This window comes from Capnocytophaga cynodegmi DSM 19736 (assembly GCF_000379185.1).
GTDB classification, from domain to species: Bacteria; Bacteroidota; Bacteroidia; order Flavobacteriales; family Flavobacteriaceae; genus Capnocytophaga; species Capnocytophaga cynodegmi.
Genome location: NZ_KB900734.1, coordinates 92,203 through 116,303, shown reverse-complemented (window position 1 = coordinate 116,303; position 24,101 = coordinate 92,203). Strand labels below are relative to the sequence as shown.

Below are 24,101 nucleotides of genomic sequence, written 5' to 3'. Positions count from 1 at the left end.
ATGCAATTTATTTGACATACAAAAAAGGAGTTAGAACTTTTCTAACTCCTTTTTTTGATTTTATAATTCAAAAATAACTTCTTCCAGAGGTAAACGTGATTTAGGATTTTTATCAGGTTGATTGCTATCATTTGAATCACGATAACCGATTGCTACGGCAAAAAGTGTTTTATAACCATCTTGTTGTAAGATTTCATCGTATTTCTCCATTTGAATTCCTTCCATAGGTGTACTATCAATTCCCATTGAAGCACAGGCACTTAAAAAATAACCTAAAGAAATATACACTTGTCGATGTAACCATTTTTTTGTAACTTCCTCACCTTTAGGTTTTACATTCTGTAAGTAATAATTGATTTGTCCTTCTGGTAAACACTTTCGAATTTGGCTTTCAAATTTTTCAAGGTCATCAAATCCTAAGAATACAACTAAGTGACTTGCATTATTGATTTTTGATTCATTAAAAAAGGAAACTTTTGCCAATTCTTGTTTTTTGTTTTCATCAGAAACAAAGATGAATCTCCAAGGTTGTGAGTTTATTGAGGAAGGAGCTAAACGCAGAATCTCTTTTAAATCGTTTATTTTTTCTTCAGAAATTTTTTTATTCTGGTAAATTTTTGTTGTGTATCTATTTTTCGCTAAATCTAAAAAATTCATATTACTTAATTTTGGTTTACATACTCATTTTATCTAGCCACAAAGGTAACATTTATTTTTTGTAATTTGTGTGTAAATAAAAAATAAACAATAGCGATACATCGCTATTGTTTATTTAAACTGCTTTATTTAGAAAAAGTTATTTCGTAGGATTTTGTGTAAGTGTTCCTGGGTACGAATTTATCGCTGTTTGCGGAATGTAATAGACAACTCTGTAATCATCTGCAGAAATATCTTGTAGTGCATTATGAGGGCCTGGATAGTGACGTTTAAGAGGTTTGCCATTTCTGAACACATCATAACTACGCTCAGCTTGAAAAGCTAATTCTAATTGACGTTCCTTATCAATCAATTCACTGGCATTTGAAGCATCTAAAGAAGGATAACCTCCACCAATGATGGAACGCTCACGAATAGTGTTCAAATCTGCAAGTGCTTCGCCATAACGCCCTAATTTGGCATTTGCTTCAGCTCTGTTCAGGTAAACTTCAGCTAAACGAGAAATTACAGGTGAATGCAGATGTGAATCTTCTCCCTCACGTGAACATTTGGTGATGTAGAACATAGGATAAGCACGATTTAATTTCATCAAATCATCTATAACTCCTTGATATACTTCTCCTTCATATTCAATAGAATACATTCCTTGTGAAACATCTACAACTTTAAGAGTGAACGGAGTTTCCACTTTGTTAATCGTGATGAAACAAGTAGGCGTTTTCAATACATTATTCTCATAATCGTAATCCAACGGGGCTTGTATATATCCATAACCAGTATGTTGTCCTTGTTCATTTTTCATTTTATGGATAAATCGGAAGACTTTTTGTTTATGTTTTTCGTTATATCCTTTTATATCGACAGGTACTTCATACTGAGGTTCAATAAAACTTGCACGGGCATCAACAATTTTTCTGTTTGCCCAATCATTGCGTCCTGTTTCGTTGAGTAAATCGATGTATTTGGCACTGGCATACATTTCTCCCCAACCCATTCCTCCAATGTTGGCGTACATACCACCAATTCCGTAATAATGGTCGTATCCTGAAAACTCTGTAGCAACTCTTTTTACTACGAAGATAGATTCTTTGTTGTTCTCTGGTGTTAAGGTATTGTATCTCATAAAAGATTGACGATCAAGCAAAGAGTATTTACCAGAGTTGATAACCTTGGAAGCATAGTCAACAGAAAGTTGAGCATAATTGGTGTTAGAATTTTCGTAAGTTCCTGACATATAAAGATATACTCTAGATAAAAGAGCTTGAGCTGCTTCTTTTGAAGCGTAGGCATTTCCTCTCTCGCGTGTTATAAGCTCTTCTGCTTTTGTCAAGTCTTTGATGGCCTGTTCATAAGTTTCCTTAACAGTGGCACGGTCAGGAAGTGTCAAATTCACAAGGTCATCTGGGGTTCCGTTTACTATGGGTACTCCCAAATTTGTTTCAGGAGATTGAGAATAAGGTCGCCCGTAAGCCCTTGAAAGGTAGAAATACATCATTCCTCTCAAAAAGTAGCATTCACCTAATTTGCTTTTGGTTTCATCAGAAGCTGTTTCTTCTGGAATTAACTTAATGATGTTAGATGCCTGAGCAATTACTTTATAACCACTGTCCCAAAAAGATTGTAAACGATAATTGATAGGTGTACGTGAATAAGATATAAATTCATAAAAGGCGTCAGTGGAGCTTCCACGAATCATCATATTGTCGCCAGCATATTCGCCACAGCGGTGCATCACATCCGACCAACCTTTCATCTGTGCGTAACAGCCGTTAAGTAATCCATCAAGTGAACCATCGGGGTCACCTTTTATTTTTTCCGAAGACATACTTCCGTGGGGAAATCTGTCGATATCACAAGAGTATAATCCTATGGTAATTATCAGTGCATATATTATATTTTTCATAATGTTTATTTTAAAAATTAGCGGTTATTCCAAAAATAAATTTGCGCGTTGCTGGATAAATTGATGGCCCAGCAGAATTGATAGCCGTTCCTTCTCTGGTAGGTATTTCGGGGTCAACACCTGAGTAATCCGAAATAAAGAATAGGTTTTCTCCTGTAAGAGAAAAATACAACTTAGGAAGCTTATGTGCAGATAAATCAAGATTATAACCTATTGATAGTGAGCGAAGTTTTAAGTAGCTTCCATCTTCCAAGAAGCGAGAAGACACTTTGTTAGCGTTACTTTTATTCTCATACACAGCCTTAGGGTGTGTAGCATCATCACCTGGTTTTTCCCATCTTGACCAACCTTTTTTAAGTTTCATTTGATTTCTATCTGTATAAGTTCCGTCAGAATCGTACTCTGTTCGGGAGTAGTTATAGATTTTTCCTCCGTATGAGAAACCAAAATTAGCACTCAGATTAAAGTTTTTATAAGTTAATGAAGTTCCAAAACCTCCGAAGAAATCAGGTGTAGCGTTGCCCACAGCAACTTGATTTGCTTCAGCGTAATTGGAGGTTTTTTCACGGGTTTCATTACCATCTGCATCTTTCACTGTTTTGTACCATTGTGGAGCTCCTGTTTCTTTATTAACACCCGCCCATTCTACCATATAGAAAGTATCAGCATCAAGTCCAGGTTTTAGTAACTTGTTGGTACTACCTGCGATGCCTAACCCATCGGATATGATAATTTCTTTTCTATCTCCATATAATTTTTTTACTTCATTGATATTTTTGCCAAAGTTAGCATCAACAGACCAGTGTAAGTTATCATTTTTGATGATTGAAGCAGTTAAAGTTGCTTCCACTCCCTTATTGCCAAGGCTTCCTACATTTCTCCAAATTGAAGTTACACCTGTAAGTCCCGAAACTGGAACAGGATACAGAATATTATTTATGTCCTTGTTGTAATAATCAAATGTGAGAGATACTCTGTCGAAAAGAGTTACATCAAGCCCAACACCCGTAGTAGCGGTACTTTCCCAAGTTAAATCCTTATTTCCTACCTGTGAAATTAAAACTCCCGGTGCCGTGTCGTATGTTGATATCGAATACAAGTCATATTGAGGGTACAAAATATTAGGACGGCTACCTACAGTTCCGTACGATGCGCGAAGCTTAAGTGTATTTATCCATTTGGGAGTGAACCAATTTTCGCGATGTACATTCCAACTTCCACTGACAGAGTAGAAAGTTCCATATTTGGCATTTGTACCAAAGTTAGAAGCCCCATCACGACGTAGAGAACCCTCCAAAACATATCGATTATCATAACTATATACAATTCTTGAAAGGACTGATTGAACAGCCCATTCCAAAATTCCTCCCTTTGTCTTCTCTGGTTTGGTAGTAACATCTAGTATTGAAAAATCGGGAACGATACCTGTACCTACTGCAGAAAGTGATTTTCCCCAATAGTCGTTATATTCATAGGCCACAAGTGCATTGATAGAATGTTTGTCAAACGATTTATCAAACTTCAATATCTGATTTGTATAACGGCGTATAATATTATTTTGTCCTTCAGATATTCTTCCTTTAACACTTTCTCCTCCTGATGAACGAGGGTCTTCATAACTATTGGAAAAACTACTTATATATTTGTAGTTGTTCACCGAAGAAAAAGTAAGCCAATCATTAATCTTAACATCAAAATCCAATCCACCCATTGCTTGGAACAACTTACTTGCTCCCCAATTCCATTGTAAATCATATAAATAGTTAGTTGAATTTCTATTCACCCAAAGTGAAGAACGGTGTGGAACGATATTTCCATCTTTGTCATAAGGGCTGTCCCAAGGTAAATTTGAATACATTGCCCCTACCGAATGTTGCCTATCATCAGTAGTTCGAACTGTGCCAGAAATATTTGGTTTGATAGTAAGCCACTTGAAAGGTTTATAATCTGCTTTTAATCGGAAATCGTATTTTTTGTAGTCATATCCTTTTACAGCTCCTTCTTCATCATAATAGCCAATTGAAAAATAAGAACGAAGTGCTTCTGAGCCTCCACTTACCGAAATACTATAATCTTTCACAATTCCCATTGTTGTAGCTTGTTTCCACCAATCGAAATTACTATTGCGTAATTCAGGATTCCATTGGGTAAATCTGATACTGGATTTATTTGAAAATGAATTGAAGTAATCGTATAACTCAGCTCCGTCCATCATCTCTAAATTACCATTAGAAAGCATACTAACCCCTTGTCGTACCGATACTTGTGATTGTAATTTTCCTTCTTTGGCTTTTTTGGTAGTTATCAGAATAACTCCGTTAGCCCCTTGTGAACCATAGATAGCGGTAGAAGCTGCGTCCTTTAAAATGGTCATTGATTCAATATCTGAAGGATTCAAAGACCCTGCATCTGATCCTACTATAACACCATCAATTACCCAAAGAGGAGCAGTACTTCCGTTCAGAGTTGATTTACCACGAATAATGATAGCTCCAGTTTCTCCAGGGCGTCCTGAACCAGGAGCAACAAATACCCCTGAGACTTTTCCATTAAGCATATTTTCCACAGAAGGAGTGGTAATGTCAGCTAATTTTTCTTTCTTAATGGTTTGCAAAGCTCCTGTTAAACTTTCCTTTTTCTGAGTTCCGTATCCGATGACTATAACATCATCAAGTTGTTGTGTGTCTTCTTGAAGCTTGACATTAATAGTTTGTGTTTTGCCTGAAGATGTTACTTTCTGGGTTTGTGTCTGGAATCCAATGAAACTAAATTCAAGTATGTCGCCCTGTTTGGCTTCTATTTCGTAATTCCCATCAAAGTCAGAACTCACTCCGTGTGTACTTCCTCTTACCAAAATACCAGCTCCTGGCAGAGGATTTTGATTCTCATCAGTAACAGTTCCTGTTACTTTTATTTGTGCTGACAAAGACAATACACTGAATGTCAGTACAAGTAATGCTAATAGTTTCCCATTCATATCTCTACTTTTTTGAATTAATTACAAGCTGGTTTTACGTGAAGAGTATCTGTGTTTTAGTTGTGATATGTTATTTTCTACTTGATAAGTAATGGTATGATTATTTCACTTTAGTGAAAAAATTAGATTACAAATTTATAGAAATTTTATGAAAAAAATCAAATAAATGTGAAAATTAATTTAGTTTTTTCTTTTCAAAAAATATTGAGAACTTATTATTACCTTTGTACCTTATGATGTATTTTTTCAAACTAATTTTACAGAGATATGTTTACAGGAATTATTGAAGATTTAGGCAAAATTATAAGGGTTGAAACAGAAAAATCAAACTTGCATTTGTATGTGAAAAGCAAATTTACTTCGGAATTGAAAGTAGATCAGAGCGTTTCACATAACGGAGTTTGCTTAACTGTTGTTGATATTCAAGATAATATATACAAAGTGACTGCCATTGCTGAAACACTTGCAAAAACTAATCTTGGAAATTTGCAAGTAAATGAAATCGTGAATTTGGAGCGAGGAATGCTTCTCAATACACGTTTAGACGGACACATTGTACAAGGTCACGTTGACCAAACAGGTGTTTGTACTAATGTTGAAGATGAGAATGGAAGCACACGTTTTACGTTTTCATACGATGCTAAAAGCAGAAATGTAACCATTGAAAAAGGCTCAATTACTATAAATGGTGTTAGCTTAACGGTGGTAGATTCGTTTGAAAATCAGTTTAGTGTGGTAATTATTCCTTATACAATGGAGCATACCAATTTTAAAAATATTAAAGTAGGGAGCATCGTGAATTTGGAATTTGATGTAATAGGAAAGTATGTGTCTAAATTGATGTCTGTCAGGTAATTATTTTATTTTTGAAATCCAACTTAAATCAATTAGAACCACACTGAATATCCCAGCAATAAGCACAAACTTCAAAATATTGTGAATCAAAATATAGTGATTACGAAAGCTACTACTCCATAAAATAACGAGAGATAAAAGCAACATAATTTGGGAAAAAATCAAGTAATATGACATATATCCAACATTAAAATGTACAATTAGTACATAAATAGGAATAAAACAGCATAAAGAAGTGAGAGTAATGGTTATTTTAGCTCGTTTTTCCCCATATTTTACTGGAATTGTATGATAATTATGTGCCAAATCGCCTTTTAAGTTTTCTAAATCCTTGATAAATTCTTTGGTAAGTATTAGAAGAAATAATAAAAGTGCGTGAATGAAGATTACATTATCAAAATTCCTATAGTGAATAAATACCGCAAAAAAAGGAACAATTGCTAAAATTGCTGAGGTAAAATTCCCCCAAAAGGGAATTTTTTTTATTCGGTGTGAGTAAAGCCACATACTAAAAATATAGCCCGAAAAAAAGATTACCGTTCGGAAAGAAACATAACTTGCTACAATTACAGATAAAAAATTGAGCAAAAAATAGAGAGTTAATTTGGTGTTTTGTCCCACCAAACGGTCAATCATTGATTTTAAAGGTTTGTTAATGAGGTCTTTTTCTTTATCGTAAAATCCGTTGATGATATATCCACCAGCTATCGCCAAAGCTCCGGCCCCAACCAGCATAAAAAGATTATCATCGAGCAATACCCTACGGATAGATATATCTTTGGAGAGGACAAAAATCGATGCTAAATATTGAGCAATACAAATCATCAAGATATTGTACCCCCGAACAGACGAGAATAGCCCAAAGATTTTGAGTAAAGTGCGTTTTGTTTTCTTTCGAATCACGATTTTTCTATAAATGAAGAGAGAAAAACAGAGGTAACTCCGTTTTTCTCTCATTGTAACTTTTATTTGTTGTTTGTTTTTATGTAATCCAAAATACGTTGCACCAAATTTACGTGGTCAATGCCTCGTACACCGTGTCCGTGCATTGGATAGATGGACAAATCTACTAATTTTTTCTTTGTGATGGATTCCTGCATAAGTGAGAATACGTGCTGCGGAACTACCACATCATCAACACTTCCGTGGATAAAAAGTAGCTTTCCTTCCAAGTTATCTAAGTATTTACCCACACGGCTATTCTCGTAACCCTCAGGATTTTGCGTAGGAGTGTCCATATAACGTTCTCCATACATTATTTCATAATATTTCCAATCGGTTACTGCACCTCCCGCAACCGAAGTGGTGAAAACTTTTGGGTGACGCAACATCAAACTCGAAGCCATAAATCCACCAAAACTCCACCCGTGAACAGCAATTCGTGAACTATCAATGTAAGGAAGGGATTTTAAATACTCTACACCATCAATTTGGTCTTTTATTTCCATATCGCCTAACTTACGATGAATGGCACCTTCGAAAGTGAAACCACGATTAGCACTTCCTCGATTATCAATTGTAAAAACGATATAATCTTCATTCTCAGCAAAGACAGGCATCCAAAGATAAGAATCAGCGAGCCAAGAATTGGTAACCAGTTGAGCGTGAGGACCTCCGTAAACATATACCAAAACAGGATATTTTTTTGTAGGATTAAAATTTTGAGGTTTATGAATTTTGCCATACAATGTGGTTCCGTCAGTGGCTTTAATTTCCAAAAGCTCAGTAGTGCCTATGGCAATATTTTCAAGTGGATTTTTTGCTGTTAAAATATTTTGACTTATTCCTGATTCTGTGTTGATTATATCAATATTTTGTGGAATTGAAATACTACTGTATGAGTCCAATAGAAATTTAGTATCAGAGCTTAATTGCGTTTTATGTGTTCCCGCAACTTTCGTTAAAACTGTAATTTTTTTCGGATTTTTTAATTCTATTTTGTACGTATGTTTTTCGCGTGGATCTTTACCTGTTCCTGAGATAAATACAAACTTTGCTTTCGGGTCGAATCCTAAAATATCTTGTACAACCCATTTAAAATCAGTTATTTGTTTGATTAACTTTCCGTTGACATTATAATGATAAATATTCATAAATCCGTTGCGTTCACTCATCCATAAAAATTCATCATTTTTGTTAGGTAAAAAGGTTGCAGGATACTCAGGTTCAACCCATTTGTTGTTTTTTTCTTCAAAAAGTGTATTTATCTTTTTTCCTGTAGAAGCATCATATCTGTTGAGCCAATAATGATTTTGGTCTCGATTAATTTCTGCTATCAAAATATATTTTTCGTCGGGCGACCACGAAAGATTTGTAAGATAATGTTCATCGGTAGTGTCAATATCTAAATAAATGGTTTTGTGTGTTTTAATATCAAAAACACCTATAGAAGCTTGTTCACTTTTTTGACCTACCATTGGATATTTTATTAATTTTGAACTTGCGGGAGTTGTATTGATGTCTACTAACGGATAGTCAGTAACATTAGTTTCGTTTTTCTGGTAGAATGCCAAAAAGTTACCTTTAGGTGACCAAAAAGTTCCTTTCTTGATGCCAAATTCGCTACGATGGATTGCCTGTCCCGATACAATATTTTTATCAGAATTGTTTGTAACTTCTATTTTTTCATTACCTGAAGTAGCTACAAAAAGATTATTTTCAATGGTATAAGCAATGGCTTTTTTGTGTTTGTTGAAATCTTTGTTTTCCGCTCCAGAAGCGAAATTAATTGAAGTTAAATGTTTGTTATTTAGATAATCATAAATCTGAAAGGCATTATCTAATTCAAAAATTAGTTCGCTTTGGTCAATGTGCGTAATTGATGGCAATTGCCTTAATTTTGAGTATGCAGCTACCATATCTTCACCAGAGATAGATTTCGTTTTTTGCCCCATTGCTGAAACAATTTCGAAAGATGAACCACTGTTGTAGATGTAGTTACTTGTTCCTTCAATCCATTGTAATGAATTGTAATTTTCTGGATAAAGGAGAGAGTATCCCTGAGGAGAATCGCTATCGGTTATGTAACCATAAACGGCATCTTGTATGGAAATTTTTTTCCCTTGTCCTAAAATAATGAAAGAAGTTAGGACAAATAAAATTGAAAGGTATTTTTTCATCGGTTATTGGTGTTTTTGATTTGACATTTTTTGTTTTCTGATTCCAAGCATTTTCTTTTCGAATTCCCAAAAAAATCGGAATTGTCCTAAAAGTGTCCCTACGATTAACAGAGTGATTTGGTATATGGGTAGTATGATGATTAATCGTAAAATCCAAGCCAAAACAGGGTTTAAATCATTAAAATTCAATCCAATGTAATCACAAAAAGGTCGTGATATTTTAGCAGAGAGCGAACCTGTAATTGTAAAAGTGATTAGAATGAGCCAAACTTGTGTGTTTGAAGTAAGATTCCAACGTTTTTTTAGTTTTTCGAGCATACTTTGTTATAATAGATTGTGATTAATTATTTTTATTTCGGCTATCTTCTCCCCATAAGAGCTTGTTTCTGAGTGTGTTGATGAAACTCTCTCCTTCCAATCGAATCATTTTTATCGAAAAATCAGCTTTGCGAATTGTTACAGAAACTTTGTTGAATAGTGTTTCAATCCGAGAGTCGAACGAAATCAGATATTTTTTCTCTCTTCCTGAGATAGTTAGCTTAATTTCTGTATCGTCAGGAATAACTAACGGACGGGCGTTTAGGTTGTGTGGAGCAATGGGAGTAATTACAAAATTTTTTGCATTTGGGATAATCACAGGTCCTCCACAACTTAGTGAGTAACCTGTTGAACCTGTAGGAGTTGAAATAATCAGTCCGTCCGCCCAATACGAGGTTAGGAATTCTCCGTTGAGTTCTGTGTTAATGGTAATCATTGAGGCTGTGTTCTTTCGGGTTACGGTAATTTCATTCAAAGCAAAGTTAATTTCACTCACAGGCTTCCCATCGCTACTTACAACAGCTTCAATAACAGAACGTTCTGCTATTTTATAATTTTTTGTGCGTAAAGCAGAAAACACGTTTTGGATTTCATCTTTCTGGGCTGTTGCTAAAAATCCAAGTCGCCCAACATTAATTCCCAAAATAGGAATATTCAAGTTGCGAACAAAAGTAATTGCTCGTAAAATAGTTCCGTCACCTCCAATGGTGAGCATTACATCAAAAGAGGCGTCAAGGTCTGAAAAACAGCTAAAAGACTTATATCTATCATTAAGTATTGCTTCTTGTTGTAAACTATCAAAAAGTTTTTGTTCTATATAAACAACATCGGAAGGCTCAATATGAGCGAACAAATCTTTAAATACTTTTTTATAGTTTTCGGAATATTGTTGTGCGTAAATTGCTATTTTCATTTTGATATTATGGGAAGTAATTTTTGCTATATGTTTAAATATTTATCAAAATAATTCGATTTTTCTTTCAATTCCTGCAAATAAAAATCATCTTCTTTTTCAACCAATATCGCATACTGATAACGACGAAATGTTTGTAGAATTTCAGTTAGTGAACTACTAATGATTTTCAACGTTATGTGAACTTTTCCGTTAGCAATTTCTGAAATGAACATTCCTAAAATTTTGGCGTGATTCGATTCTACTATTTGTGAAATTTCACTGAAAGAATATTCCTCCTGATTTTTTTCCAGAACAATAAAGCTACCGACCTCTCTTAAAAAAGGAGTCTCTGAAAACAAATGAATAAAGTCAACTAACTGATAATAACCTAAATATTGATTTTCCTCGTTCAAGACAGGAACGATATTACTATCATATTTTACAAAAATTTCCATCACTTCCTCCCAACGAGCATCTTTCTTAGCGAAAAATATATCCATATCATACAGATAATCAATGATTTTTTCATTGTGAGGGGCAGAAAGGATAACCTCACGAGGTAGCAAACCAATCATATTTTCGAAATTAAATATCGGTAAATGCGACAAATGATGTAGCTTCAGTAATTCCACAGCTTCATAAACAGAAGTTTCTGGTGTTATAACAGGGAGATTGGTTTTTAAGGAATTATGAATTGACATATTTGTATGGTATTGATTTATAGTATCTTTTTTGATTACTTAATGCTAAATTTTATTTTTTATTCTAACTCTTTGCGACAAAGATAATACATTTTATAAATGAATTCAATTTGAGGAAAAAGCCCCACTACTTTTTATTTATTGTTTCACAAAAGTTGTAATTTCTTTTACTAACGTTGCATTAATAGGCAAATTAGGATTCCCGTAAGATTGCATATTTTGAATATCATCAGTTATTGTTTTTAGTACGTGATTCATTTGTTCAATAATGCAGAATTTAGCATTAGGTGAAGCCTCTTTTAAAATTTCTGCTTCAGAAACAGGAATTTGCAAATCGGAAGTTCCATTTGTGATAAGTATAGGTATTTTTAGTTTTTGAATTTCAGTTTTTGGGTCATACTTTAGCCAAGAAATCATATACGGCTGAGCACTTTTTCTGAAAACACCTTGTAACATAGGGTTTTGTACTTCTACAATGTTTCCTTTTTTCAGTTCGGAAAGAATTTCTTGACTTTGTTTGAGTAGAAAAGAAGAATTTTTTTCTATCTGATATTCAATAACTTTATCAATTGTGTTACCAGCTCCTGCAATGGAAATAAATTTGTCAACATTTGCTTTTTGTGAAGCAATCATTCCGATAAGAGAACCTTCGGAATGCCCAGCAATGGTTATTGATTTGTACTTTTGTTGTTTTACGAAAAATTCAGCTACTAAAATGGCGTCTTCAATAAAGTCATTAAAAGAAAGTTCTTCCTCTTTAAGATTATTTTGCTTCATCAATCCAAAAATACGTTTGTCGTAACTGAATACAGAAATCTGATTTTCAGCTAATTCCTGAGCTAAAAACTTAAGTGAATTGTTTTTCAAGATAGGTTGATTTCCATCGCGGTCGGTAGGTCCTGAACCAGCAATCAAAATAACTAAATCTGTCTGTTTGGGAATTTCTGGAGTGTACAAACTTCCATTCAGAAGTGAATTTATCTCAATATTTTCCACAACAAAAGAAGTTTTTTGTGCAAAAATTTGTGTTGAAAATAAAATGAGTAGTAAGAAAGCCTTTTTCATAAGTTAAAATATATGATTTGCTAACAAAAATAAACTTTATTTTTAAAATAGAGCTAATAAACAGAAAAATTAGTCATAAAAATAAAAATTTGTTGAGTTGAAGTTCCTTACAAACTTGTGATACCAAAAAGATTTTGTACTTTTGACCTTTCCCAAAAGGGAAATTTTTAATAATAAACCAATGAACGTAGAAAAAGTAGCAAAACACATTGTTAAGTGGCTGAAAGATTATGCTGAAAATGCGAGTGTTAAAGGGCTGGTTATCGGGATTTCAGGCGGGGTGGATTCCGCAGTGGTTTCCACGCTTTGTGCTGAAACAGGTCTGCCTACACTTTGTCTTGAACTTCCTATACATCAGGCTGAAAGTCACGTATCAAGAGCCAAGCAACACATCGATTTTTTGAAGAAAAACTACACCAATGTTTCCAGCCTTGAAGTAGATTTGACTCCCGTTTTTGACCAATTCGTAACCCAAATTCCACCGACGGACAAATCGTCTTACGAAATGGCTTTGGCAAATACCCGAGCAAGACTAAGAATGACTACACTTTACTACTTTGCTGGGTTAGAAGGATATATCGTTGTAGGGACAGGGAATAAGATAGAAGATTTTGGCGTTGGCTTTTTTACCAAATATGGCGATGGAGGCGTAGATGTTAGCCCGATTGCTGATTTAATGAAAAGTGAAGTTTATCTTTTAGGAAAATATTTGAATATTCCGAAATCAATTCTTCAGGCAAAACCTTCCGATGGGCTTTTTGGCGATGACAGAAGCGACGAAGACCAACTCAAAGCCTCGTATGATGAGCTGGAATGGGCAATGTTACAAGATGAGAAAGGCAAAACTACTGATGATTTTTCAGGACGTGAGAAAGAAGTCTTTCAGATTTACAAACGATTGAATAAGAACAATCAACATAAAATGAATCCTATTCCTATTTGTAAAATAGAAGATAAAGATTAGTTTTTCTTTAATTATTTCAAATTTTTATATTTTTCAACCATTAATCTGTTTAATAAAAATACTATGAATATATTAATTTTGGGTTCTGGCGGACGTGAACACGCTTTTGCTCTAAAAATTAGCCAGAGTAATCAATGCAAGAACTTATATATTGCACCTGGAAATGGCGGAACACACCAAATAGCTACCAACATAAATATAAATCCTACTAATTTTGAGCAAGTAAAGCAATTAGTGCTGGACAAACAAATTGAAATGGTTGTGGTAGGTCCAGAAGACCCTTTAGTACAGGGAATTTATGATTTCTTCAAAACGGATGCACAACTACAACACGTTCAGGTAGTGGGGCCATCACGAGAAGGAGCCAAATTGGAAGGAAGTAAGGAATTTGCTAAGCAATTTATGCAACGTCACAGTATTCCAACGGCTAAATATGAGAGTTTTACCAAAGAAACTATAGTACAAGGATGTAAGTTTTTGGAAACGATGCAACCTCCTTATGTTTTGAAAGCAGACGGGTTGGCAGCTGGTAAAGGAGTATTGATTATTAACGATTTAAATGAAGCCCAAACCGAGCTGAAAAATATGTTGCTCAATGAAAAGTTTGGTAACGCTAGTCAAAAGGTTGTTATTGAGGAGTTCCTAGACGGAATAGAATTAAGTTGTTTTGTGCTTACCGATGGCAAAAACTACAAATTATTGCCTACTGCCAAGGATTATAAACGTATTGGAGAGAACGACCAAGGGTTAAATACAGGCGGAATGGGTGCTGTATCTCCTGTTCCTTTTGCTGACGCCAGTTTTATGGAAAAAGTAGAAACTCGTATTGTAAAACCGACTATTTTAGGGCTTCAGAAGGATAACATTGAATACAAAGGATTTATCTTTATTGGGCTTATTAAAGTTGAGGACAAACCTTACGTGATTGAATATAATGTTCGTATGGGTGACCCTGAAACAGAAGTAGTTCTGCCTCGTATTGAAAGTGATTTAGTGCCAATCTTTAAAACTTTACAAACACAAACCTTAAATACGGTCTCTCTTGCTATCACTCCGCAAAGTGCAACTACGGTAATGATGGTTTCAGGAGGTTATCCAGAAGATTACGAAAAAGGAAAACGAATTTCGGGAATAGAAAATGTGACAGGAAGTATTGTTTTCCACGCAGGAACCACTATAGAAGAGGGCGAATTACAAACTTCAGGAGGGAGAGTACTTGCCGTTACTTCGTTCGGGAAAGACTTTAAGGAAGCATTGCAGAAATCATACGAAAATATTGAAAAAATTCACTTTGATAAGATGTACTTCCGAAAAGATATTGGCTTCGACCTGTAATAAAAATTTTTAGAAAACAGAATAAAAGATAGTAATTACTAAAAAATGTATTGGGAAATGACAACAATCTTTCTCAATACATTTTTTATTATTTTTCTGTAATTTGCTTTTAGACAGAAACTTCTCCTTTTATGGCAGGATAAGGGTCGTAACCTTCCAGTGTAAAGTCCTCATACTTAAAAGAAAACAAGTCGGTTACTTCTGGATTGAGCTTCATTGTAGGTAAAGGACGTGGCTCACGACTCAGTTGTAATTTTACTTGTTCAAGATGATTGTTATAAATGTGAACATCTCCAAAAGTGTGTACAAACTCGCCAACTTCTAGCTTACAAACTTGAGCCACCATTATTGTTAATAAGGCATACGAGGCTATGTTGAAAGGTACCCCTAAAAACACGTCAGCACTACGTTGATAAAGCTGACAGGAAAGTTTTCCGTCTGCCACATAGAACTGAAAGAAGGCGTGGCACGGAGGTAAAGCGGCCTTTCCGTTGGCAACATTCTCACAAAAGGATTTTGAAGTGTCGGGCAATACAGAAGGATTCCAAGCCGCCACAATAATACGACGACTATCAGGGTTTTTCTTGATGGTTTCGATTACTTGCTTGATTTGGTCAATATCTTCGTTGTTCCAATTACGCCACTGATGCCCATACACAGGACCTAAATCACCATTTTCATCAGCCCACTCATTCCAGATGCGAACGCCATTGTCAGAGAGATACTTAATGTTGGTATCTCCTTTTAAAAACCAAAGAAGTTCGTGAATGATAGATTTTAAATGTAGTTTTTTGGTGGTAACAACGGGAAATCCCTTGCTTAAATCGAACCGCATTTGGTAGCCGAATACGCTAATAGTTCCTGTTCCAGTGCGATCTTCTTTTTTGTGTCCGTGTTCTAAAATGTGTCGTAATAAATCGTGATATTGTTGCATTTTCTGTTATTTAGTGTGATTCTTCTTTTGATAGTTTAATCCTTTGTTAAAATTTTTGGGCTTTGACAAAGTTAGAATGATTATCCTCTGACGAGTTTTCCAACACTTTCCAAAAGTTGTGGTTTGTCTTCCAAAGCGATTTTAGCAATGGCGTAAAACTCTCGCACCCATTTTTCAAGTTCAGAGAAGGCTTTATCCTTGTCTTTGGTAGCTTGTTGGCTTTCGCCTTTTTCTTTGATATAATTGGCGTATGCTTTTTCTACCTGAGCAAATTTAGCAAGTTGTGTGTCGATGTGAGCTTCGTCTATTTTCAGCCTTTTGAGAGGTGTTAGGAGTGTTTCCTTCATTTTGAGTTGTTTGTACAGCGTGTCCATATCGTTGAGCAACGCTGTGATGCGTATACTTGCAGCTCCCTTCACTGCTAAAGCACTTAGGGTACGTTCATCGTCTTTGAAAATGATTTTTACCTTCTTACGGTCGGTAGCATAGGTCTTTTTGAGTTCTTCAAATAGTTTGTCAAAGACCTCATAAGCCATTTTTTCTTCAGCAGATTCGGTTTTATTGATATCTAACTTTTGTGAAGCCTCATCATAAAGGGCTTTTCCTTTGGCAATTTCGGTATCATCATAGCCATATTCAGCTAATTCAGTTTTCAAAATATCATTTTCGTTGATATTTTTGAAAATAATTCCGTAATTACGGAAGTTTTCAAGGGTTACATAACGATTTGTCATAATTATTTAATGTTTTATATTGATAAATTAGTTCATTTTCTTTTCTATGTACTTTATTTTGTTTCCTACGAGGTTCATTTTCTTTCCTACAGAGTTAATTTTGCTTCCTACGAGGATAATTTTGTCTTCTACGGGAATTATTTTGTTTCCTACGTGGTTAATATTGACTTCTATAGAGGTTATTTTCTTTCCTACTAAGGTTATTTTGAAAAAAAATAATATTGGATTATCAATGTGAATTATTTGATTGTAAAGGTAAGAAAAATTTTTATAATAAATTAATTTCCCATCATCATTTTGTAATGTCCTTCCTGCTCTGTATATTCAAAAATAGCTTTGAATACTTTTTTATACACATCAATTGTAACATTTTGGTCATCTATTTCCAAAGCATCAGAAAAACAATGAGAGCCATCATTTATCCAATGATATAAAGACCTGCAAATTTGTTGTTCTTGTATATTGGGAAAAAGCTGTATTATATCTTCTTCATTTTTGTAGTTACCCAATACCTTAAAATAATTCTCTAAAATCCTACGCATTATGTTTTGTATGGTTAAAGTTGATGATAAATTTTCATTTTTCAATTCATTCCACAGCATTGCATAGGAGGACTGGATAGGATTTTGTTTCCCATAGGCTTGAATATTGGTAACATTGCCATTTTTGCGCAAAATCCAGAAATTCAATTTATCAGAATCAGCACCTTTATCCATAAAAGAGACCTCTTTATGAAAATAAACATTATGCGTGAGTATTAGAATCTGCTTTATACTTCCAACATAATCGTCTCTTTTCATTTCTTTTATTAAATCCTTAATCAAAGTGCTTACAATGAATAATATATTACTATCTAAACTTGAAATGGGGTCATCAATAACCAAAATTCGGTCTTCATTGACCTCTTCCGCCGTATCACCTCCTTTTATTTTTTGATAGTAATATAGAAAAGTAATAAATGTGATTTCTCCTTCGCTTAATGTTTCTTCCGCACTGGTTCCATCTTCTCTTTGAATTTCATAAAATCCATTTTCTGACGAAGATACAATTTTAAAATTGTGAAAACCAAACGAATTTAAAAGCCTATTTATTTCATCTACGGTCGGCTGAATACTGGTAATATTTTTACTGAGCATTTTTATTTCAGTATCAAGATTTTGCCATTGATCTTTTTTACTTTGTAGTTGATTGTTTATCCCTTGTATGGCTCTTTCTGAATTATTTTTTTCTCTGTTAAAACTTTCTATTTTATCTTTAAATTCTTCTGTAAGAAATTTCCAAACGGCTTTTATTAAATTATTTTTTTCTGTTTGAAAATTAGCAACAATAGCATTGTGTTCTTGTATTTCTACATTCGCTAAATTGATAAGTTCAGATAGTAAATTCAACTGCTCTTGTAAGGAAACCAACTCAATTTCTCTGCTGGGTTCTTTTACTTTATTCTCTATTTTTATCTTATTTTCATTGTTTTGGCTTGTCAATGTTTTTAAATAAACTGAAAATTTATCCACATCTAATTTGGTGTTTGGAAAAGTTTTTTGATAGCTTTCTATAGAGTTTAACTCATTGATAATATTATCCATCAATAAGCTGTATTGCTGTTGTAACTTTTTTAACTCTGTGATGTTTTTTGTATAAGTTTCATCAAAAAACTGATTTAATTTATCTTTAAAACCATCTGTAATGGTCTGTTGCTGACAAAATGGGCAAGTTTCACTATCTTCTTGTAAGTATTTTCTTCCTTCATTTACCCAATCATTTATACCCAATCTTTGTATTAAAGATGCAATATCCACATCGGATTTTCCTATTATTTTAGTTTTCCATATAGAGTTATTCTGTATTTGTAAAACTTCCTCGTAAGAAATAGTATTAACCACAGACATAGTTTGTGGAGACTCTCCAAAGATGGTTTGGGCCTTGTCTTTTAATTGTTCATAAGTTAAAAGAGAAGTAGAGTTATTTTGGAACTCATTCAGTAATCTGTCTTTAAATCGTTCTTTACTCAATGCCCCTAAAAAAGCCTCTTTAAAATCGTCTTCATAATCTTTGTAAATGTCTATCCAACAACTTTCTTTAAAATTATCTTTTATTTCTTGTAATTTATCTTGTTCTGTTTTTCGCCTTATTTCAATCCCATCAATATTTTTTTTAATTTCATCTAATTGTTCTTTTTTATTATTGATTTCTTCAATTTGCTCTTTTGTTGCTTGTCCAAGTGTAAAAATTCCTTTTATTTTTCCGCCTTGACCAAAATTAAGTTCTTTAAACTTCTTATTGTAAACCAAAGTTGTTAAAGGAGCATTATTTCTCCATTCTACTAAACAATCTTTAAATTTTTCATCCTCACTATTTGGATTAGAAAGGAAATTTGATAAAGTCGTTTTTCCAGTTCCATTGGCTCCATAGATAAAATTAACCTTCTTCAAATCATTGATTTGAATACCAGTACTATCATAGGTTGCGACATTTTTTATATCTATAGATGTTATCATATCTATGTTAATTAAAAAAAGGCGAAAAATCTTTCGCCCTTATGTTATACTAATTTTACCAATAAACTATCGCCTTGTTTCTCAACGGAAGCTACCTTTTTGCTGGTCAGTCCTTTGATGGTTTTATCCCATTTTTTGTTAGACAATCCTGATTGGGCTTTTAACTCTTCCAACGGAAGTGTTTCCGCTTTTTGGAGGATTTCAAACACCATTTTTTCATCTTCGTTTAACTCTACCGACTGCGTGGCTTTCGTCTCAGGTTTCATTTGTGGGAAGAAAAGTACTTCTTGTATACTTTCGTTGTTGGTCAGGAACATTATGAGTCTGTCCATTCCGATTCCCAAGCCTGATGTTGGTGGCATACCAAATTCCAACGCTCGTAAAAAGTCTTGGTCGATGAACATCGCCTCGTCATCGCCTCGCTCCGATAGTGCCATTTGTGCCTCGAAACGTTCGCGTTGGTCGATGGGGTCATTCAACTCGGAATACGCATTGGCGATTTCTTTTCCGCAGACCATCAGCTCGAAACGCTCGGTCAGATTGGGGTCGTTGCGATGTTCTTTGGTTAGTGGCGACATTTCTTTCGGATAATCCGTGATAAATGTAGGTTGAATGAAATTTCCTTCGCATTTCTCACCGAAAATCTCGTCTATTAGTTTGCCTTTGCCCATTGTGTCATCAACCTCAATCCCGATAGATTTAGCAAAATCGAACAATTCTTTTTCAGTTTTTCCTGTGATGTCAAATCCTGTGAATTTTTGAATGGCTTCGGTCATCGTAACTCGCGGATACGGAGCTTTAAAATCAATCTCGTGCTTTCCGAAAGTGGCTTTGGTTGAGCCATTTACAGCAACAGCACAATGCTCCAACAATTGTTCGGTAAATTCCATCATCCAATGGTAGTCCTTGTAAGCCACATAAATTTCCATTGCGGTAAATTCAGGGTTATGAGTTCTGTCCATTCCTTCGTTTCGGAAGTTTTTCGAGAACTCGTACACGCCGTCAAATCCGCCCACGATAAGTCTTTTCAGATACAATTCGTTGGCAATTCGCATATACAAAGGAATGTCCAAAGAATTATGATGTGTGATGAACGGACGAGCCGCCGCTCCCCCTGGAATGGATTGTAAAACAGGTGTTTCCACTTCCATATAACCACGTTCATTGAAAAACTGACGCATCGCATTGAAAAGTTTGGTACGCTTGATGAAAACTTCCTTCACCTGTGGATTTACCACCAAGTCCACGTAACGCATACGATAGCGAAGCTCGGGGTCGGTAAAGGCGTCAAAGGTATTTCCATCGGCATCGGTTTTAGGAAGCGGCAACGGACGGAGTACTTTGCTTAGTAGTTTGAAGTTTTTTACCCGAACTGATTTTTCGCCCACTTGTGTAAGGAAAAGTTCTCCCTCCACACCAATGAAATCGCCCAAATCGAGCAATTTTTTGAACACTTCATTGTAAAGAGTTTTATCTTCGTCAGGACAAATTTCATCACGATTGATATAGAGCTGTACGCGTCCTTGGCTGTCTTGTAATGAAGCAAAAGAGGCTTTCCCTTGAATACGGACAGACATTAGTCGCCCTGCCAAAGTTACCTTCTTTCCCTCTTGAAAATTCGATTTTACATCGGCAGAAGTTGTATCAACAGGATACAATTCCGCCGGATATGGATTGATACCCAATTCTTTTAATTTATCAAGTTTTTCTCTACGAATTATCTCTTGTTCTGATAGTTGCATATAATTAACCTATTTTTTAAACTGCAAAAATAAGGATTTTTTAGAAAATAGATTTGATTTAAAACGGATTAAATATGTACGATTAAAAAATCGTTTGAAATTTGAACTCAGAAGTATGAATTTTTTCTACTTTATGGAAGGAATGAATTAAAAATATTAACTATTGATTACAAATAATTTTACCCTTTCGATTTTTGTTTCAGAACATTCTTCAATAAAAAAGTTGAAAGAAGGAATTGATACAATTTCTCCTTGTGAAGGGATTCCTTCGTTGGAAGAAACTATCAATCCGCCGAGAGTTTCGTATTCCTCACTTTCGGGCAGATTCAAATTATAGGTCTCATTGATATAATCTACTTCTAACCGAGCTGAAAAAACGTATTCTGTATCTGAAATTTTTTCCTCCACGAAATCATCTTTATCGTGCTCGTCTTCGATTTCCCCAAAAAGTTCTTCTACAATGTCTTCCAAAGTTAGCATTCCCGATGTTCCGCCGTATTCATCAAGTACCACAGCCATACTTTTTCGTTTGCGAGTGAGCATATTTAACACCTCGTGAATGAGCATAGTTTCAGGAATATAAGGAATCGGGATTAAAATACTTTTGATATCTTTTGGTTTTTTGAACATATCAAAAGTGTGTACATATCCTACAATGTCGTCAATATTTTCGTTGTAAACCAGTATTTTAGAAAATCCAGAAGAAACGAAAGAGTGGATTAATTCCTCCGGTTTCTCGTTGATTTCCACAGCGATAATTTCAGTTCGAGGAACCATAATATCACGTGCTTTCACACTCGAAAACTCCAAAGCATTCTGAAAAATTTGTATTTCAGCATCAACATCTTCTTTTTTTGATGCGTTTTCCATTTGTTCGGAAATATAGTCGCCTAATTCTACCTTTGTGAATGATAGCGGAACGTTATCTCCTTTGGTTTTGAAAAATATTTTAAGGATAAAATCAGAAATCCAAATGATAAAATTGGAAATAGGAGAGAATAGCCAATAGAAAAAATATGCAGGAACTGCCAATATTTTCAATAGTTGATTTGCATAGATTTGGAAAAATACCTTTGGCATAAACTCTGCAGTTATAAGAATGATTAGTGTGGAGATTATGGTATGCCATACAACGTTTTGGAAAAAGGGAGGTAGCACATTTGTCATTATTTTTCCCATTTCAAAACCATATATAACTAAAGCTATGTTATTACCTACCAGAACTGTAGCAATAAGTTTTGAAGGCTTTCGTGTAATTTTGGTTAAAATGTTAGCCATAAATCCACCTTGTTTCTTCTGGATTTCAATATGCACTTTATTGGAAGATACGTATGCAATTTCAAATCCTGAAAAAAAAGCAGACAAAATGAGAGTTATGATTATAATAGCAATAGAAAATGTGTCCATAATAGCAAACGGAACAATCAGTTTTTAATTGTTCAGAAAAGTTGACGCAAATATATAAAAAAACTAAGGAGTGAAAAAATAGCTTCTCACTCCTTAGATTTAAAATTATCAATATTGATTATTTTGTAGCTTTCACTTTAACAACAAGTTCCATTTCGTCGTTAATGAATTTGTCTTTCAAATCATCAAAAACTGATTTTGAAGCGTAGTTAACTCCGAAATCTACACGATTGATTTTGAAAGAGTTTGATACGATATTTACTTCAGCATCTGTAACTGTAACTGTAGCTGGGAAAGAAACTTCTTTTGTTACCCCTTTGATAGTCAAATCTCCTACCATATTTGTACCATCAAATGATTTGAATACAAATGTAGCTGTAGGGAATTTTTTCACGTTAAAGAAGTGGTCTTCAGCATCTTCTTTTCCAGTTCCTTTCAAGTGATTTTCCAAATCTTCTTTTCCATCACCAGATGCCAAATCCAAAACAGCGATTGTATTCATATCAATTACAAATTCTCCTTTAGTAATTGATTGATCTTTAACGCTAACACCACCTCCAGTAACATTTACAGTACCATTGTGTTTTCCTACTGGTTTTGAACCAACCCACTCAACAACAGAAGAAGGTGCAACTGTGTAGTCGAACTTTCCAGCTTCTTCTTTCATTTCAGTAGAAGTCATTTGTTCTGTTGCAACATTCTCATTTGCAGAATTTTGTTGGTTATTAGTGTTTTTGCAACTTGTTAATGTAATAGCAGCGATTACTACTGCACTTAATACAATTTTCTTCATAAGTAAACAGAGTTTATTAATTAATAATTCGCAAAACTATAGTATTAATTCAAAACAATGAGTTAAATAAATGTTAAATAAAGAGATTGAATTATTACTTACGTTTGTCTTTTGTTCTTTTAAAGTAGCCTATGAGGCTTATTTACAATTTATTATATGTTTTGTGTATAGATTTCGTAGTTTACAAATAATACTTTTTCTAAAATTATTATTTATATGTATTCTAAATAAAAATAAAGCACTATATTTGCCCCGAGTTTAGTCTAAAATACTTAATATTCGGAAGATATGAAAAGATTATTTGTTGTTTTATGTATGATTTCCTTTTTAGGAGAAGCCAAAGCCCAAAACAAGAAAGATATTAAAGCCATAAAAAGTATGTGTGGTTGCTACGAGGTAACCTTTCGGTATGCAGAAACCTTTCAGTATGGTGCTGATTCTACGTATGTACCCTCAAAATCAAGTCGTTCCAAAGCTTTGGAATGGGTAGAACTTATAGAGGACAACAAAAAGAAACTCGTTTTGCAACATTTGCTTGTAGTGGGAAAAAGAGATAAACAGCACGTTATCAAGCATTGGCGACAAGATTGGATTTATCAAAACACTGACCTTCTAAAATATATAAAAGACAATGAGTGGAGTAGTTATTCCTTACCCAAATCGGCAGTGAAAGGACAATGGACACAAAAAGTCTATCAAGTAGATGACAGCCCACGTTACGAACAAACCGCTACTTGGGTTCACGTGGACGGCAAAAGTTTTTGGGAAAGTGAAGCAGATGCCCCAATGCCACGACGCGAACAAGAAATCCGAAACGATTATAACGTGCTTTTAAGACGTAACCGACACGAAATCACCAATTACGGTTGGTTGCACCAGCAAGATAACGATAAAGTTTTACGTCGAGATGATAAAGACGATTTGGTCATTGCACAAGAACGAGGCTACAATACTTACAAAAAAGTAGCTGATGAAAAATGTAAGGCGGCTCAAGAATTCTGGCAAGAAAATAAAGAAAAATGGGCTTTAGTTCGCAATCGTTGGGAGAAGGCTTTTGAGCAAAAAGGAAATCTCAAAGTACAGGAAAAAATAGAGGGAAAAACTCTGTACGAACACCTTTTAAATGAAGAAAAATATAAAACCCAAGAACAAATCGATGCCATAATGGATGCTTACATAAGTATCAATAAATAGTTGTTATACATTC

At 34.4% G+C, this 24,101-nt stretch carries 19 protein-coding genes; 4 read left to right on the top strand and 15 right to left on the bottom strand.

Going from position 1 to position 24,101, the window contains the following annotated elements:
- Positions 1 to 60 precede the first annotated feature (60 nt).
- From YW9_RS0109150 to YW9_RS0109140, 3 genes are all read right to left on the bottom strand, one after another.
- Positions 61 to 657 carry an NAD(P)H-dependent oxidoreductase gene (locus tag YW9_RS0109150; RefSeq protein WP_018279869.1) on the bottom strand — a complete coding sequence of 199 codons (597 nt, stop codon included), beginning with the start codon at positions 655 to 657 and terminating at the stop codon, positions 61 to 63.
- Positions 658 to 796: 139 nt separating this feature from the next.
- Positions 797 to 2,560, bottom strand: coding sequence for a RagB/SusD family nutrient uptake outer membrane protein (locus tag YW9_RS0109145; protein ID WP_026193937.1), 1,764 nt, complete (start codon positions 2,558 to 2,560; stop codon positions 797 to 799).
- Between the two features lie 10 nt (positions 2,561 to 2,570).
- Positions 2,571 to 5,537: a SusC/RagA family TonB-linked outer membrane protein gene (locus YW9_RS0109140; protein WP_018279867.1), complete on the bottom strand. Its 2,967-nt coding sequence runs from the start codon at positions 5,535 to 5,537 to the stop codon at positions 2,571 to 2,573.
- Between the two features lie 267 nt (positions 5,538 to 5,804).
- On the opposite strand from YW9_RS0109140, the gene YW9_RS0109135 reads away from it, so the two are divergent.
- Positions 5,805 to 6,392, top strand: coding sequence for a riboflavin synthase (locus YW9_RS0109135; RefSeq protein ID WP_018279866.1), 588 nt, complete (start codon positions 5,805 to 5,807; stop codon positions 6,390 to 6,392).
- On the opposite strand, the gene YW9_RS0109130 is transcribed toward YW9_RS0109135, so the two are convergent.
- The 6 genes from YW9_RS0109130 to YW9_RS0109105 form a co-directional block, all read right to left on the bottom strand.
- On the bottom strand, positions 6,393 to 7,217 hold the full coding sequence (locus tag YW9_RS0109130; protein WP_018279865.1) for a geranylgeranylglycerol-phosphate geranylgeranyltransferase: 825 nt from the start codon (positions 7,215 to 7,217) through the stop codon (positions 6,393 to 6,395).
- Between the two features lie 140 nt (positions 7,218 to 7,357).
- Complete coding sequence (locus tag YW9_RS0109125; protein ID WP_018279864.1) at positions 7,358 to 9,511, bottom strand: S9 family peptidase; 2,154 nt, start codon at positions 9,509 to 9,511, stop codon at positions 7,358 to 7,360.
- Between the two features lie 3 nt (positions 9,512 to 9,514).
- The gene (locus YW9_RS0109120; RefSeq protein WP_018279863.1) at positions 9,515 to 9,829 is read right to left on the bottom strand and encodes a DUF6787 family protein; all 315 of its coding nucleotides are present in this window, start codon (positions 9,827 to 9,829) and stop codon (positions 9,515 to 9,517) included.
- A 22-nt stretch (positions 9,830 to 9,851) separates the two neighbouring features.
- A complete protein-coding gene (locus YW9_RS0109115; protein WP_018279862.1) occupies positions 9,852 to 10,742 on the bottom strand; it encodes an NAD kinase in 891 nt (296 codons plus the stop codon).
- Between the two features lie 26 nt (positions 10,743 to 10,768).
- On the bottom strand, positions 10,769 to 11,425 hold the full coding sequence (locus YW9_RS0109110; RefSeq protein WP_026193935.1) for a CBS domain-containing protein: 657 nt from the start codon (positions 11,423 to 11,425) through the stop codon (positions 10,769 to 10,771).
- A 138-nt stretch (positions 11,426 to 11,563) separates the two neighbouring features.
- Positions 11,564 to 12,490: an alpha/beta hydrolase gene (locus tag YW9_RS0109105; protein WP_018279860.1), complete on the bottom strand. Its 927-nt coding sequence runs from the start codon at positions 12,488 to 12,490 to the stop codon at positions 11,564 to 11,566.
- 181 nt (positions 12,491 to 12,671) lie between these two features.
- Between YW9_RS0109105 and nadE the strand changes: the two genes are divergently transcribed.
- Positions 12,672 to 13,454 carry an NAD(+) synthase gene (gene nadE / locus YW9_RS0109100; protein ID WP_018279859.1) on the top strand — a complete coding sequence of 261 codons (783 nt, stop codon included), beginning with the start codon at positions 12,672 to 12,674 and terminating at the stop codon, positions 13,452 to 13,454.
- A 63-nt stretch (positions 13,455 to 13,517) separates the two neighbouring features.
- Entirely contained in the window at positions 13,518 to 14,789 is a 1,272-nt protein-coding gene (gene purD, locus YW9_RS0109095) for a phosphoribosylamine--glycine ligase (protein ID WP_018279858.1), read from the top strand.
- Between the two features lie 109 nt (positions 14,790 to 14,898).
- Here the strand turns inward: purD and YW9_RS0109090 are convergent, their stop codons facing one another.
- The 6 genes from YW9_RS0109090 to YW9_RS0109060 form a co-directional block, all read right to left on the bottom strand.
- Positions 14,899 to 15,723: a thymidylate synthase gene (locus YW9_RS0109090; RefSeq protein ID WP_018279857.1), complete on the bottom strand. Its 825-nt coding sequence runs from the start codon at positions 15,721 to 15,723 to the stop codon at positions 14,899 to 14,901.
- Between the two features lie 80 nt (positions 15,724 to 15,803).
- Positions 15,804 to 16,457, bottom strand: coding sequence for a hypothetical protein (locus YW9_RS0109085; protein ID WP_018279856.1), 654 nt, complete (start codon positions 16,455 to 16,457; stop codon positions 15,804 to 15,806).
- A 278-nt stretch (positions 16,458 to 16,735) separates the two neighbouring features.
- Positions 16,736 to 18,952, bottom strand: coding sequence for an AAA family ATPase (locus tag YW9_RS0109075; RefSeq protein ID WP_018279854.1), 2,217 nt, complete (start codon positions 18,950 to 18,952; stop codon positions 16,736 to 16,738).
- A gap of 44 nt (positions 18,953 to 18,996) precedes the next feature.
- Complete coding sequence (gene lysS / locus YW9_RS0109070) at positions 18,997 to 20,694, bottom strand: lysine--tRNA ligase (RefSeq protein WP_018279853.1); 1,698 nt, start codon at positions 20,692 to 20,694, stop codon at positions 18,997 to 18,999.
- A 156-nt stretch (positions 20,695 to 20,850) separates the two neighbouring features.
- Complete coding sequence (locus YW9_RS0109065; RefSeq protein WP_018279852.1) at positions 20,851 to 22,101, bottom strand: hemolysin family protein; 1,251 nt, start codon at positions 22,099 to 22,101, stop codon at positions 20,851 to 20,853.
- Between the two features lie 118 nt (positions 22,102 to 22,219).
- Positions 22,220 to 22,894 (bottom strand): YceI family protein, encoded by a 675-nt coding sequence (locus YW9_RS0109060; protein ID WP_018279851.1) that lies wholly within the window; start codon positions 22,892 to 22,894, stop codon positions 22,220 to 22,222.
- Between the two features lie 288 nt (positions 22,895 to 23,182).
- Between YW9_RS0109060 and YW9_RS0109055 the strand changes: the two genes are divergently transcribed.
- Complete coding sequence (locus YW9_RS0109055) at positions 23,183 to 24,088, top strand: DUF6607 family protein (protein ID WP_026193933.1); 906 nt, start codon at positions 23,183 to 23,185, stop codon at positions 24,086 to 24,088.
- The last annotated feature ends 13 nt before the right edge of the window (positions 24,089 to 24,101 follow it).

Bases quoted from the DNA above. Each gene is read 5' to 3' on its own strand.
- YW9_RS0109150 (WP_018279869.1), bottom strand. From the start codon at position 657: ATGAATTTTTTAGATTTAGCGAAAAATAGATACACAACAAAAATTTAC.
- YW9_RS0109145 (WP_026193937.1), bottom strand. From the start codon at position 2,560: ATGAAAAATATAATATATGCACTGATAATTACCATAGGATTATACTCT.
- YW9_RS0109140 (WP_018279867.1), bottom strand. From the start codon at position 5,537: ATGAATGGGAAACTATTAGCATTACTTGTACTGACATTCAGTGTATTG.
- YW9_RS0109135 (WP_018279866.1), top strand. From the start codon at position 5,805: ATGTTTACAGGAATTATTGAAGATTTAGGCAAAATTATAAGGGTTGAA.
- YW9_RS0109130 (WP_018279865.1), bottom strand. From the start codon at position 7,217: ATGATTTGTATTGCTCAATATTTAGCATCGATTTTTGTCCTCTCCAAA.
- YW9_RS0109125 (WP_018279864.1), bottom strand. From the start codon at position 9,511: ATGAAAAAATACCTTTCAATTTTATTTGTCCTAACTTCTTTCATTATT.
- YW9_RS0109120 (WP_018279863.1), bottom strand. From the start codon at position 9,829: ATGCTCGAAAAACTAAAAAAACGTTGGAATCTTACTTCAAACACACAA.
- YW9_RS0109115 (WP_018279862.1), bottom strand. From the start codon at position 10,742: ATGAAAATAGCAATTTACGCACAACAATATTCCGAAAACTATAAAAAA.
- YW9_RS0109110 (WP_026193935.1), bottom strand. From the start codon at position 11,425: ATGTCAATTCATAATTCCTTAAAAACCAATCTCCCTGTTATAACACCA.
- YW9_RS0109105 (WP_018279860.1), bottom strand. From the start codon at position 12,490: ATGAAAAAGGCTTTCTTACTACTCATTTTATTTTCAACACAAATTTTT.
- nadE (WP_018279859.1), top strand. From the start codon at position 12,672: ATGAACGTAGAAAAAGTAGCAAAACACATTGTTAAGTGGCTGAAAGAT.
- purD (WP_018279858.1), top strand. From the start codon at position 13,518: ATGAATATATTAATTTTGGGTTCTGGCGGACGTGAACACGCTTTTGCT.
- YW9_RS0109090 (WP_018279857.1), bottom strand. From the start codon at position 15,723: ATGCAACAATATCACGATTTATTACGACACATTTTAGAACACGGACAC.
- YW9_RS0109085 (WP_018279856.1), bottom strand. From the start codon at position 16,457: ATGACAAATCGTTATGTAACCCTTGAAAACTTCCGTAATTACGGAATT.
- YW9_RS0109075 (WP_018279854.1), bottom strand. From the start codon at position 18,952: ATGATAACATCTATAGATATAAAAAATGTCGCAACCTATGATAGTACT.
- lysS (WP_018279853.1), bottom strand. From the start codon at position 20,694: ATGCAACTATCAGAACAAGAGATAATTCGTAGAGAAAAACTTGATAAA.
- YW9_RS0109065 (WP_018279852.1), bottom strand. From the start codon at position 22,101: ATGGACACATTTTCTATTGCTATTATAATCATAACTCTCATTTTGTCT.
- YW9_RS0109060 (WP_018279851.1), bottom strand. From the start codon at position 22,894: ATGAAGAAAATTGTATTAAGTGCAGTAGTAATCGCTGCTATTACATTA.
- YW9_RS0109055 (WP_026193933.1), top strand. From the start codon at position 23,183: ATGAAAAGATTATTTGTTGTTTTATGTATGATTTCCTTTTTAGGAGAA.